This is a genomic window from Photobacterium chitinilyticum (assembly GCF_004104355.1).
Taxonomy (GTDB): domain Bacteria; phylum Pseudomonadota; class Gammaproteobacteria; order Enterobacterales; family Vibrionaceae; genus Photobacterium; species Photobacterium chitinilyticum.
Genome location: NZ_RJLM01000004.1, coordinates 422,580 through 435,382 on the forward strand (window position 1 = coordinate 422,580; position 12,803 = coordinate 435,382).

The 12,803-nt window shown below is 47.1% G+C and carries 13 protein-coding genes; 6 read left to right on the forward strand and 7 right to left on the reverse strand.

What is annotated here, in order from left to right:
- Positions 1 to 363 precede the first annotated feature (363 nt).
- Positions 364 to 729, forward strand: a complete 366-nt coding sequence (locus tag EDI28_RS12910; RefSeq protein WP_128784288.1) for a DCC1-like thiol-disulfide oxidoreductase family protein — start codon at positions 364 to 366, stop codon at positions 727 to 729.
- Between the two features lie 114 nt (positions 730 to 843).
- Here the strand turns inward: EDI28_RS12910 and EDI28_RS12915 are convergent, their stop codons facing one another.
- Together EDI28_RS12915 and bioA are read right to left on the reverse strand one after the other, a co-directional pair.
- Positions 844 to 1,407, reverse strand: a complete 564-nt coding sequence (locus tag EDI28_RS12915) for an LON peptidase substrate-binding domain-containing protein (protein WP_128784289.1) — start codon at positions 1,405 to 1,407, stop codon at positions 844 to 846.
- A gap of 91 nt (positions 1,408 to 1,498) precedes the next feature.
- Entirely contained in the window at positions 1,499 to 2,758 is a 1,260-nt protein-coding gene (bioA, locus tag EDI28_RS12920) for an adenosylmethionine--8-amino-7-oxononanoate transaminase (protein ID WP_128784341.1), read from the reverse strand.
- Between the two features lie 216 nt (positions 2,759 to 2,974).
- Here bioA and bioB point away from each other — a divergent pair, with 216 nt between their 5' ends.
- Genes bioB through bioD form a run of 4 tightly spaced genes read left to right on the forward strand, consistent with a single transcriptional unit; the run spans position 2,975 to position 6,667 of the window.
- Positions 2,975 to 4,027: a biotin synthase BioB gene (gene bioB / locus EDI28_RS12925; RefSeq protein ID WP_128784290.1), complete on the forward strand. Its 1,053-nt coding sequence runs from the start codon at positions 2,975 to 2,977 to the stop codon at positions 4,025 to 4,027.
- On the forward strand, positions 4,014 to 5,177 hold the full coding sequence (gene bioF, locus EDI28_RS12930; protein ID WP_128784291.1) for an 8-amino-7-oxononanoate synthase: 1,164 nt from the start codon (positions 4,014 to 4,016) through the stop codon (positions 5,175 to 5,177). The genes bioB and bioF overlap by 14 nt, the downstream gene beginning before the upstream one ends.
- Positions 5,170 to 5,994, forward strand: a complete 825-nt coding sequence (gene bioC / locus EDI28_RS12935; protein WP_128784292.1) for a malonyl-ACP O-methyltransferase BioC — start codon at positions 5,170 to 5,172, stop codon at positions 5,992 to 5,994. The genes bioF and bioC overlap by 8 nt, the downstream gene beginning before the upstream one ends.
- Entirely contained in the window at positions 5,987 to 6,667 is a 681-nt protein-coding gene (bioD, locus tag EDI28_RS12940; protein ID WP_128784293.1) for a dethiobiotin synthase, read from the forward strand. The genes bioC and bioD overlap by 8 nt, the downstream gene beginning before the upstream one ends.
- Before the next feature lie 117 nt (positions 6,668 to 6,784).
- Here bioD and EDI28_RS12945 read toward each other — a convergent pair whose 3' ends face one another.
- Entirely contained in the window at positions 6,785 to 7,441 is a 657-nt protein-coding gene (locus tag EDI28_RS12945; protein ID WP_128784294.1) for a hypothetical protein, read from the reverse strand.
- Positions 7,442 to 7,670: 229 nt separating this feature from the next.
- The gene (locus tag EDI28_RS26960) at positions 7,671 to 7,832 is read right to left on the reverse strand and encodes a hypothetical protein (protein ID WP_164918543.1); all 162 of its coding nucleotides are present in this window, start codon (positions 7,830 to 7,832) and stop codon (positions 7,671 to 7,673) included.
- Between the two features lie 344 nt (positions 7,833 to 8,176).
- On the opposite strand from EDI28_RS26960, the gene htpX reads away from it, so the two are divergent.
- A complete protein-coding gene (gene htpX, locus EDI28_RS12950) occupies positions 8,177 to 9,061 on the forward strand; it encodes a protease HtpX (protein WP_128784295.1) in 885 nt (294 codons plus the stop codon).
- A gap of 113 nt (positions 9,062 to 9,174) precedes the next feature.
- Here htpX and EDI28_RS12955 read toward each other — a convergent pair whose 3' ends face one another.
- The 3 genes from EDI28_RS12955 to EDI28_RS12965 form a co-directional block, all read right to left on the reverse strand.
- The gene (locus EDI28_RS12955) at positions 9,175 to 9,816 is read right to left on the reverse strand and encodes an N-acyl amino acid synthase FeeM domain-containing protein (protein WP_128784296.1); all 642 of its coding nucleotides are present in this window, start codon (positions 9,814 to 9,816) and stop codon (positions 9,175 to 9,177) included.
- 187 nt (positions 9,817 to 10,003) lie between these two features.
- Entirely contained in the window at positions 10,004 to 11,155 is a 1,152-nt protein-coding gene (locus EDI28_RS12960) for a PQQ-dependent sugar dehydrogenase (protein WP_128784297.1), read from the reverse strand.
- Positions 11,156 to 11,283: 128 nt separating this feature from the next.
- Positions 11,284 to 12,705, reverse strand: a complete 1,422-nt coding sequence (locus tag EDI28_RS12965; RefSeq protein ID WP_128784298.1) for an aminotransferase-like domain-containing protein — start codon at positions 12,703 to 12,705, stop codon at positions 11,284 to 11,286.
- Between the last annotated feature and the right edge of the window lie 98 nt (positions 12,706 to 12,803).

The window sequence follows — 12,803 nt, forward strand, 5'->3', positions numbered from 1 at the left end:
TGGCTATCTGTTTTTGTTTTGTTAAAAGTGTGACAAATGGTTTGTTTGTGATTCCTCTCCGAATGTTAAATTTGGAAGTTGAAGTATTTCTCTATTTTTCAAGAGCTTATTTTTATCTCTGCGATGAGTGAGTTATTATTGGTTCAGTTATGGAAACAATCATTTTGCTATAATTAGCCAATGATTGAGGTGATAAAATTAACGAATTTATCAAGACCTTTACACGGGTGGGAGTGGTTATCATTACCGATTGTTGATTTGTTGTAATTTAACAACAAATCCTTTTATTTACTGCCAAATTTAGACATTTATTTCTACATTTAAGAAAGCAGATTTAGTTGGAAAGTTATTGAGGTAGGTGAAATGGAAAGAATACATTTGACCGTCTTTTATGATGGCTCCTGCGCTAGTTGTGTTGAAGATCGGGCTCGCTACGAGCTATGGCTTGGCAAACATATTGATCAAGTTTATTGGTTCGATATTACGGGCCAGGAAGACTACATGATGAAACATGGCATTGACCCGGCTCAGGCTCTAAGGGAACTGCATGTTTGGGATGGTCATGGTGTGCTCTATCGCGAAATGGATGCCTACATTTTATTGTTGCAGCAGGTTTGGTGGTTGAAGCCTGTCGCTTGGGTCATCCAGATTTCATTTATTCGCCGACAGTTATCGCGATGGTATCGACACACGGTAGATAAGCGGCTTGCTCGTGATGGCAGGGGGTAAGCTCTGGTTGGTTCAGTGGTTCAGGTTGGATGGAAATCTCAATCATGTCGCTGTGAATAGACACGTCCGTGGACATAGATTGAGACATAACACCAAGAAATCCTCTGTCTCGTGTTATTCTTTTTTTAATTGTTCATTAATAATATTGTGTAGAAAAGACAGCGCAGCGCGATGATCACTTCTACTCATAAACCATTGTTTCTGATTTGTTTCCAAGGGTAATATTTCTAACCACCGTTGGCATACCCAGGTCATATCATCGTAGTCCGGTATGGGATAGTTTGTGGCATGCTCAGGGTACTCATCAAATAGGGCTCGAAGACTGTTTGCTATATCACGGTCGGAAAACTTCATTATCGTCGGTGACCAGTTCTTCATCAGCGTGATATCGCCAAACCGTAGCCCATCATCCTCTTGCCTGTGTTCATTGATGATAAACTTCTCGACACCTTTAACTGTGATACCTAACAAACCATCGGATAAACGCTCAAAGTCGGTAATGATAGCACGGGTGCCAAAGTGGCAAAGAGTATCACCATCCTTCATGCAAAGGCCGAAGCCTTCACCAGATGCCATAGCGAGTTTAACTAAGCGTGTATACCTTGGTTCGAAGATCCTGAGTTTGCTGATACCACCCGGTAACAAATATAGCTGTAACGGAAAAAGGGGTAACTGCATAGTTCATAGCCTTTACTGACGTTATTTAATGGATGTAACGTTAGTGATTAGTATAAGCAGACAATTTTAGGAAATTGTCTGCTTTTCGATACTACTGCAGAGTTAACAACATTGCGGAAGTTAGGCGGCTAAGTTCCTGTGGTTTAATGATAAATGGAGGCATAATGTAGACAAGTGTGCCAAAAGGGCGAATCCAGACACCGTTGTCTACAAAATCCTTCTGTATTTGGACCATATCAACAGGCTCATAGAGCTCAACCACCCCGATTGCCCCCAGCCAGCGTACGTCTTTTACCTTTTCGAGCTTACCGATTTCAGGCAATTCTTGAGCAAGCTGTTTTTCTATGTTGGCCACTTGCTGTTGCCAGAGACCTTGTTGCAGCAGTTCAAGGCTGGCATTGGCGACGGCGCAGGCCAGCGGGTTGCCCATAAAGGTAGGACCATGCATGAAACAACCGGCTTCTCCGCCACATACCGTGTCAGCAACGTGCTTGGTTGTCAGGGTTGCGGAGAGCGTCATGTAACCACCGGTCAGTGCTTTGCCGACACACATAATATCTGGGCTGATCCCCGCGTGCTCGCAGGCAAACAGCTTGCCGGTACGACCGAAGCCGGTGGCAATTTCATCGGCGATAAGCAAGATACCAGCTTGGTCGCATAGTTCACGAACGCGTTTAAGAAAGATCGGATGGTAGATCCGCATGCCACCTGCACCTTGGACGATCGGTTCAATGATCACAGCGGCAATGTCGTTCTGGTTGGATTCTAGCTTCTGTTTGAAGTCAGAAATATCATCTTCGCGCCACTCTTCATCAAACCGACATTCTGGTGATAGAGCAAAAATGTGTTCTGGCAGGAAGCCCTTATACAGGCTGTGCATGGAGTTATTCGGATCGGTAACCGACATCGCAGCAAACGTATCGCCGTGGTAGCCATGTTTGATGGTGAGAAATTTTGGCCTGCGTTCTCCCTTGGCATGCCAGTATTGTAGGGCCATTTTTAGCGAGACCTCGACAGCAACGGATCCCGAATCAGCCAGGAATACATGCTGCAATGGTGCCGGCGTCATGTCGACCAGCTTCTTGCATAAATCGACTGCTGGCTGGTGGGTAATACCACCAAACATTACATGAGACATTTTATCAATCTGCGCCTTGGCAGCCTGATTGAGTGCCGGGTGGTTATAGCCGTGAATGGTCGACCACCAAGACGACATCCCGTCAATAATCTTACGTCCGTCCTCTAACTGTAGGTAGACTCCGTCGGCACTCTCTACCGGGTAACATGGTAGTGGGTTGAGTGTCGAGGTGTAAGGGTGCCAGACGTGCTGCTGGTCAAATTCCAGATCAATTGCGTTGATTAATTTTTGCACAGATGTAAACCTTTGGCCTTGTTGATGGTTGACAGTTTACTAAGTCGAAGTAGACTAGCCAAGTATTGATACTCGTTTGGATCGATATTTAATGTATTGAATCAAATGAAAACAGAATAAATCAAGTCGCTGTTTAGCTCTGGCCCTACGAGTATTCCAGTTGCCGGACAGCCACTGACAATAGAGGTTATACACGTGGAAATACGTCACGACTGGAGCATCGAGGAAGTTCAAGCCTTATTTGACAAGCCGTTTATGGATTTGGTGTTTGAAGCACAGCTCGTTCATCGCCAGCATCACGAGCCGAATAAGGTACAGGTCAGTACCTTGCTTTCAATCAAGACCGGCGCCTGTCCGGAAGATTGTAAGTACTGCCCGCAGAGTGCCCATTACCGTACCGACGTTGAGCGTGAGCGCTTACTGGAAGTCGAGCGTGTATTGGAGGCCGCCAATAAAGCCAAGGAGTCGGGGGCGACTCGATTCTGCATGGGAGCAGCCTGGAAAAACCCGAAAGAGCGCGATATGCCGTATCTGCTCGACATGGTACGTGGCGTGAAGGGGATGGGACTGGAAACCTGTATGACCCTAGGGATGATCACAGGTGATCAGGCCAATGAGTTGGCTGGTGCCGGCCTTGATTACTACAATCACAACCTCGATACCTCACCAGAATATTACGGCAATATTATCACCACCCGTACCTATCAGGATCGCCTTGATACCCTGGGTCATGTTCGTGACTCGGGAATGAAAATTTGTTCAGGCGGTATAATCGGCATGGGTGAAAGCTCGCGTGACCGTGCTAGCTTGCTGGTTGAGTTGGCGAATCTGCCCGTTCACCCTGAAAGCGTGCCAATTAATATGCTGGTCAAGGTCAAAGGTACGCCGCTGGAATCGGTAGATGATGTCGACCCGTTTGATTTCATCCGTATTATCGCGGTCGCGCGTATTATTATGCCGAAATCTGCCGTTCGACTTTCTGCCGGTCGCGAAGACATGAACGAACAGATGCAGACGCTTTGCTTCATGGCGGGTGCCAACTCGGTATTCTATGGCTGCAAATTACTGACTACACCGAATCCGGGTGAAGACAAAGACATGATGCTGTTTGAAAAGCTGGGGATTAATCGCCAGCAGCAAGCAGCGAAGCCGGATGAAGTACAAGAGCAAGAGTTGTTGGGTCAGGTCGCTCAGCGAGTTGCTGCACGCCCGACAAAAGACGATCTTTTCTACGATGCCTCGCTTTAAACACCGCATTGTACAGGCCCTGAGTGAGCGTAAGGCTCAGGGTTTGTATCGCCAGCGTACCCGCCTCGATCGTCGTCAGCAGATGATTGAATGCCATGGGGAGTCGCTAGTTAACTTTTCCAGTAATGACTATCTTGGTCTGGCCCAAGCTCCCGAGTTGATCAAGGCTTGGCAGCAGGGCTTAAGCCTATACGGTACAGGTAGTGGTGCCTCACCGTTGGTTACCGGTTTTCACTCAGCACATCATGAACTCGAAGTGCAGTTAGCTGACTGGCTTGGATATGACAGAGCCTTGCTATTTAGCAGCGGATTCAGTGCCAACCAGGCGCTGCTGTTCACACTGCTCGAAAAGGATGATGTACTAATCCAGGATAAGCTGAATCATGCGTCGCTGATGGAGGCTGGGTTGCTGTCACCGGCTACGATGCGACGGTTTCCACATAACGATACAACAGCCCTTTATCGCTCCCTGTTACGTTGTCACCACCAACACCCCGAAGCAGCCAGCATGGTAGTGACTGAAGGGGTTTTCAGTATGGACGGTGATCTGTCACCGCTTGCAGAAATGAAGTCCTTGTGTGCCAGGTACAATAGCTGGCTGGTTGTCGATGATGCCCACGGCTGCGGCGTATTGGGAGAGCAGGGACGTGGCAGCTGTGATCAGGCCGGTATTAAAGCCGATATTTTGGTTGTCACCTTTGGTAAGGCATTTGGCCTACAAGGGGCGGCAGTGCTGTGCAGCGAGGAAACGGCTGACTACTTAGTGCAGTTTGCGCGTCATTTTATCTATTCGACAGCGATGCCACCGGCTCAGGCGTATGCATTGAGCAAGGCCTGTAACTTGATCCAACAGGGGGGCTGGCGTCGGGAAAAGCTGCAAGAGCTCAGTGAATTGCTTGCTGAACGGGTTGAGCCGGAAGTTGAGTTGGTTGCAACAACGACACCGATAAAACCATTGATTATTGGCAATAGTGATAAAGCCGTATCAGCCTCCCTTGCCCTGAAAGAGAGAGGGATCTGGGTCAGTGCGATTCGTCCGCCAACCGTTCCGGCCAACAGTGCTCGTCTGCGTATTACACTGACGGCAGCGCACAGTCGATCTGATATAGAGAAGCTTGCAATAGGTATTAATGAGGTGATTCATGACTAATGGAATGAATGCAGTCACTCATGGTCAGCATGAGATCCAACCGCAAGACAAGCAGGCTATTGCCGAGGCATTTGGCCGCGCGGCCAGGCACTATGATAAGGCGGCTGCATTTCAGCGCCAGGTCGGTCATCTGTTATTAGATAAGCTCCCGGCTGTCAGTCAGGTGGGCTGTAACGCACTTGATCTTGGCTGCGGGACCGGGTATTTCAGTGAACAGTTGCTGCAGCGCGGCTATCAGGTTTGTGCTGCTGACTTATCGGTGCAAATGCTCGCTCGTGCTGAAGAGCGCTGCGGTGACATAGCAAGATATCTGGAAGCCGATGCCGAAAACCTGCCGCTTGCAGACAACCAGTATGACCTTGCCTTTAGCAGCTTGGCTCTGCAGTGGTGTGATAATCTTTCTGTTCCGCTCAAAGAAATGAAGCGAGTCGTCAAGCCGGGAGGCCTGATCCTGTTTACAACACTCGTTGACGGCTCACTGTATGAGCTTTCTCAGTCTTGGCTGCAGGTTGATCAGCATCAACATGTGAACGAGTTTCTTTCGCAAAAAAAGATAAAACTTGCGCTGGCGCAAGCGGGCTGCCCGAGTGATGGCCTAGAATTCAGGCCTATTAAGATGCAATACAATACGGCAGTTGAACTCATGAAAGACCTGAAAGGGATAGGGGCAACGCATCTGCAGCAGGAGCGCAAAGCAGGCTTGGCCGGTCGTAAAACGATTCAGGCATTAGAAGGCGCTTATGATGAGTTCCGAGATGAGAATGGTCAACTGCCGGCAACATACCAAGTCTGTTTTGGAGTAATTATTAATGACTAACGCTTTCTTTGTAGCAGGAACAGATACCGAAGTCGGTAAAACTGTTGCCTCTCGCGCAATTTTACACGCAGCTGGCAGCGCGAACATTAAGATGGCGGGTTATAAGCCTGTTGCGTCGGGCAGTGCGCCGACCGATGAGGGGATGCGTAACTCAGACGCATTATATATTCAGGATGCCTCAGTCGTAGAGCTTGCCTATGACGAAGTAAATCCGTATGCGTTCGAAGCGGCGGTATCACCGCACTTAGCGGCTGAGCAGGAAAAGCGGGTAATTGACTTTGATACCTTGTCTCAGGGCTTGGATCACCTTAAGTCAAAATCTGACGTTGTTCTGGTTGAAGGCGCAGGGGGCTGGCGGGTGCCGGTATCTCGCTCTGATTTTCTTTCTAGCTGGGTGAAGCAGGAGAAATTGCCGGTCATTCTGGTTGTCGGTGTTAAGCTTGGCTGTTTAAGCCATGCAATTCTTACCGCTGAAGCAATTAAGCATGATGGCCTGGAGCTAGTAGGCTGGGTGGCTAACCGCATTAATCCGGGCACTGAAAACTACGCAGAAATTATTCGCATGCTGGAAGAAAACTTACCAGGCCAGAAGCTGGGCGAGATCCCATATATGCCAGGTATAAAGAAGCGTGATCTGTCTAAGTACATTGACCTGTCACCACTAGGTTTGTAAACGCCTTCTTATATCGTGTGAGTTAATCGATAATAGAAACCCTGCAGAAATGCAGGGTTTTTTATTTGCTTTAGATTTATCAAATGCATCCAGTATATCAGGCGGCTAGATGTGGCCTCATTTGCCCTTCTTTAAGAGTTCAGGAAGGCAATACCAACCGGCTGCGAACATGATGAGACTGTATGCAAGTAGCTCCATTCCTTCTTCTGCCAGGTTTTTAACCGAACGTATATAGCTTTCCTGCATGACCCCTTGCCATAAATCACTCATGCCGTAGATACGGGCAAAAATGAACAATGTTGCAATGCCAGCGAGCATCAGGCTGTAGCTTTTATGGCTGATGTAGTTTGTCAGTGGATCAATTGACGTTTCCTTATGGGAGTGCGCATAACCAATGGCGATGGTAGCTAGCAGCCATGCTGGGTACTTCCAGAAACCGTGGTGAATTTGATCGAATAAACTATCAAGCTCCCGGATTAATATAATAAAGAAAAACGCGCTGACCAAAAAAGCAAATCCCCGTAGTTCACTGCGTTTGATTGCAACGGCAGCAAAGAGACCGGCGGTAATGAGAAGGTAACCTTCCTGGAGGCATTCGACTAGCGAGTCTTCACCGATACTGCCATTGATTTGGGTAACTTCCAGGTGGATGACAAGAGCGGAAAACGCAAGCAGTAGTGCCAGTCCGAAGAAGTATGCGGTTGAAACAATAAGAGGGTGTAATGGTTGCACCTCAGTTTGGGTGCTTTCTGTTTTGATTAGAGTAGATTGCATAATAAGAACCATAACTCCTGTAGACCGCGAGGACGTCACTGACGAAAATGGGATATACAGGCAGATTTATCTTTGATAGTTATATGCGGGCTATTATGCTTTTATCACACTGAATGCAGGCTGTATTTAGTGATAAGTGTCACACTTCTCATGTGTTAGATGTTTTCTACGTCAAAAAGAAAAACCTCCTCAAAAAGAGGAGGTTTTAGAAGTCGGTTTTCGTACTAGATTAACTTTCGACGGTTAGCCCGATAAGCGCTTCCTGTGTATCAGATAGCGTTTTGCTACCCGCTGGCTCAATACCAAGTTCTTTGTGAGCTTCGTCTGCTGACATGCCTAAATGGCAGCGTAGGATATCAATAGCAACCTGATAGTTTTCGTGATCAGCCATCATTCCTCCTTGAAAATTTGACGGTGGTATACTGCGTTGTTAATGCTATACACTCGACAATAGTGGAATGCCTTCATACTTTCAATAAGACTAAAGTCTAAAGCCGTCATTTATGACTCACATCACCGATTGTTGACTAGGTTGTTAAACAAGATTTACGGCGGTGCATTCTGTGGTAAATAATAACGAAACGTAACAATTTAGCCCTTTTACTTGTAATTGGATTGATCGACCATACTATAAATAACAAATTGATTGGCTTGTATCATATGAAATAAGTGTGTGATGCTCCATCGTTTGTGTAGAACTAGAAAGCTTGATTGCTATTGGAGAATATTAAAAATATGAAGCGGATTGCATTGTTCTTGGCAACTAACCTTGCTGTGATGCTGGTCTTCAGTGTTGTCTTGAACCTTATCTACGCTTTTACCAGTTTACAGCCAGGTAGTTTGAATGGCTTATTGGTAATGGCGGCATTGTTCGGTTTTGGCGGCTCATTGATTTCACTGTTTATGTCTAAGTCGATGGCGTTGCGTTCGGTCGGCGGCATGGTGGTTGAGCACCCGCGTAATGAAACCGAACACTGGTTAATGGAAACTGTTTCGCGTCAGGCACAGCAGTCGGGTATCGGTATGCCAACCGTTGCTATTTATGAGTCCGCTGATATCAATGCCTTCGCGACAGGCGCTAAGCGGGATGACTCGTTGGTTGCGGTATCTACGGGTTTGCTCCGTAGTATGACACGCGATGAAGCAGAAGCTGTATTGGCACACGAGGTCAGCCATATCTCTAACGGTGACATGGTGACGATGACGCTGATGCAGGGTGTAGTGAATACCTTTGTCATTTTCGTTTCGCGTTTGGTTGCCGGTGCGGTTAGTGGGTTCAATAACGGCGATGAAGACGGTGAAGGCGAAGGGGGCAGCTTTATGATGTACTTCATCGTATCTTCGATTATGGAAGTATTGTTTGGCTTCCTGGCGAGCATCTTGACGATGTGGTATAGCCGCCACCGTGAGTTTAAAGCCGATGCCGGGTCGGCACACCTTGTCGGTCGAGAAAAAATGATTGCTGCGCTTGAACGCCTGAAGGTAAGTCATGAATCTCAGCTTGAAGGTTCGATGATGGCTTTCGGTATTAATGGTAAAAAGTCACTATCCGAGTTGTTCATGACGCACCCACCTCTCGATAAGCGTATCGATGCGCTGCGCCGTGGTGAACATTTATAATTCAGTTACCCACTTAATAAATGAAATCCCCTAGGCCATGGCATAGGGGATTTTTTTAGTAACCAAGATCACACAGGTCCTCAATGAGCATTAAGCTGATTGCGGAGCAAATATTAGGATAAGATTTGCGCCCAATCATGATTTGATAATGCAGATTTGAGCTGGGGGTAATGTACCGCCAATGGGTACTGGGCTAGCAGATCGGAGCAAGGATCCCACTCACTGACAAACATTGCGGTATCAAACTTTAGGGTAGGATAGCGTTTGTAATCGGTTATCTTCTTAAATCCTAAGCGCTCGTAAAATCGTTTATGATTTTTCCTAGCGGCGCAAATGACGAGCGTTTTTCCTGTTACCTCAGTTAAATGCATTGCATTGGCAAACAGGGCAAGGGGAACGGTGGCTGAAAAGTCGGTAATATCGGGTAATACGGTAAGGCGGTTTAGTTCGACAAGGGTGTCATATTGTTTTTCTAGTTCCATAAAGGTTTCGGGAAATAGCCGCTTTACCGGAATATCTATCCAACCTGGTTGTTGATTGATTATCGATATCCGTAAAGAAGCTATCGATTGATTATTTTGCCGCAGTACAAAGGTATGGTTGTTTGGCATATGGTCAAATTCGTCTTCCAGCCTTTGTTGGTTATTGGTATCAATATAACCTTGCTGTAAATAGGCTTGATATCGAATGGCAAAGGCTTCATCGAGTAGTGCCGGCGTTGCACAGTAGTGATTTTTGAGCGAGTGAATATCCATATTGGTACATCTTTCCTTGAGCTTGTTCAAGCAAGCGGGGTATGGGCAGATACAGCCCCCGCATAATGCAATGATATTTTAGCTTGTGAAGCTTAAGAACGTTGCGAGACATATACCAAATGCAACTGATTGCTTTTATTGTGTTCTATAGTGAAATTCAATTGAACGGACTGGTGTTTTTATTCGGTTATTCTAGCGGTGATATCCGGTACAAGTTTCCATTATCGGTGGTGAAGTAAATCCAGCCTTCGGGGCTTTGCACCAGTGCTCGGATCCGCTCTTGTAACGGTAATAGCAGGCGCTCTTCCGAGGTAATAATGCCTTCCGGGCTAAGGGTAAGATGATTGATGTGTTCTAGTTTCAATGCACCAACGAATAGATCGCCTTGCCAGCCGGGAAAGGCTGTGCCGGTATAATGCAATAGGCTACCCGGCGCAATGGAAGGTATGTAGACTTTTCGCGGTGATTCTATCCCTTCTTTTTCTTTGGCTTCTCCTACCGAAATTGGTCCCCAATACTCTTTGCCATGAGAGGTGACAGGCCAGCCGTAGTTGCTGCCTTTTTTTATCAGGTTGATTTCATCGCCTCCACGAGGCCCATGCTCACTTGCCCATAGTTGTTTGCTGTCGATGTCAAATGCCAAGCCTTGAGGGTTACGGTGACCATAGCTCCAGATCTCGGGAAGTGCTGCTTTGTGGGCAACAAAAGGATTGTCCGCAGGTACTGTACCGTCATGGTTGAGGCGAAGAATACTGCCGGCATGTGTTGTTAAATCTTGTCCGTTGTCGCGTTCACCACGATCGCCGACGGAAAAGAACAGATGGCCTTGCTGGTCGAAGGTGATACGGCTACCAAAATGGCGATAGGTTGGTGTGGCTGAATGGGTAACGAGCAGTTCTTGCCACTGAGTCAGTGTATCTACTTTGAGCTTGCTGCGAGCCAGCACGGTTACTGCCTGATTACCAATAGTTTTGCTGTAGGTGAAATACAACCAGCCATTAGGCTGTTGGTATCCCGGCTCGGTGATAACGTCGAGTAATCCGCCCTGTCCGCTGGCAGTAACGTCGGGAAGGCCTTTAACCGCTGTTTGGCTGTTGTTTGAAATATCGAGAATAACGGCTTCCCCGTGACGCTGGGTGATCAACAGTTTCTGGCTAGTGATGAATGTTATACCCCATGGAACTGATAGGTGTTCGGCAACCAGTGAAACCTGATAATCCATGTTGTTGCTAGAACCGTTGAGTACCACCGAGGCATAGGCTGTCGAGGGCAGTGCGCATACCCCTGATAAAAGAGATAGGGAAAAAAGGTATTCGGGGCGAACGACAGGGAATTTCATGAATTAAAGCCTTTGGTTCGTAAGGTTTATTCTTCAAGTTAAACCCAAGCATAGTTCATTTGTCGCTGCATATATCGCTATGCCGAGCATAAGTGTTGGAGTCATTGCCTTTGTTATTCGCCGTGCCATTACTCGCGAGGTTTGAGATGGGATGCAATTATCTGTGCGAGTTTTTCCAGCCCCTTTTCCCATTGGCGGTTTTCATCAAAAGTGGCGAAACTCAGACGAATACAGTGGTTGTGTTGGTTTTGGGTACTAAACATACTCCCGGGCAGTATGCTGATATTGTGGCGAAGCGCTTGTTGATAAATATCGTTGCAATTTGCGCTCTTTGGCAAGGTCAGCCAGCATAGAAAGCCTCCCTCAGGCTGGGAGAGGTGATAGTGGTTTTGTAGCCATGAATAGCGATCGAGCTCTGCTGTGAAAGTTTGAAAAAATAGGCGTTGTTTCTTGGCGTAGCTCTTACGTATCTTGCCAAGGTGTTGACGGAACTTGCCTGTCGTCAGGAACTGTCCAACAGCAGATTGCATCAGGTTCAAGCTGCCCATGTTGTCTGTCATTAGCCGCTTTTCAATTTGATGTTGATACTTCCCCGCAATAACCCAGCCAATACGCAGACGGGAATCCAGTGTTTTTGACAATGAACTGCAATAGATAACTCTGTTTTCCACATCCAGTGCTTTTAGGGGCAATGGTCTGTGGTTATAGGCCAATCCGCCGAAAACATCATCTTCAATGATCGGAATACCACTGGTGATAGCTAGAAAAGTTAGCCGATCAGGTTGCGACATGACATAGCCGATAGGGTTATTGAAGCTGGGGTTGATGATAATGGCAGAAACCGGCCAGCGATCAAGAGCTTGCTTTAAAGCCTGTAAGTCAATGCCGCTCGTTATACTGGCGGGGATCTCGACGACTTTTAGCCCAAGAGACTCAAGTAGGAGCAGGTTGCCAAAATAGCTCGGAGATTCGACGAGTACAATATCACCGGGTTGGGTAATCGCTTGCAGGCTGAGACTGATGGCCTGCTGCGCCCCGTGAGTGATCAGGATATCATTTGCAGAGGTTGTAACGCCGAGTTCTTGATTGATAAAAACGAGTTGTCTGATCAGGTCTTCGTTTCCCGGAGGAAGCTGATAATGGCTTGGAATATTGGTTTGGTAGCGACTATGGCGTCCGATTTCGGCATAAAGAGACCGAATAGCCGGAAAGCGGGTGTCTGGATGCGCAGAGCCAGCGGCCAACACCTGACGAGAAAGAGACAGGCTCATGATCTCTTTGCTTAGCGACATCAAGTCGACATAGCCGGGTTCACTGATAGCTGTGATACCCGGATTTGCACGTTTGGCAACCAGATAACCTGATCGTGGATGTGCCTCAATTCGTTGACCAGCCTCAAGCTGCTGGTAGGCGCGGATGACAGTATTCTTGCTGATTGCCAACTGGGTACTTAAGTCACGAATAGAGGGAAGCTTATCGCCTGGTTGATAGCTTTGCTTGTTGATTCGCTCGTTGATAAGTTCGACAACTTGTTGATACTTCTTAGACACGCCCCGTCTCCTAGTTTATCTGTACCCTAAAAATAGCTTAAATCTGTCCCTATTAACTTTTCTGTACCCAATTAAAGTAATGTCTAACAAATAAAAAG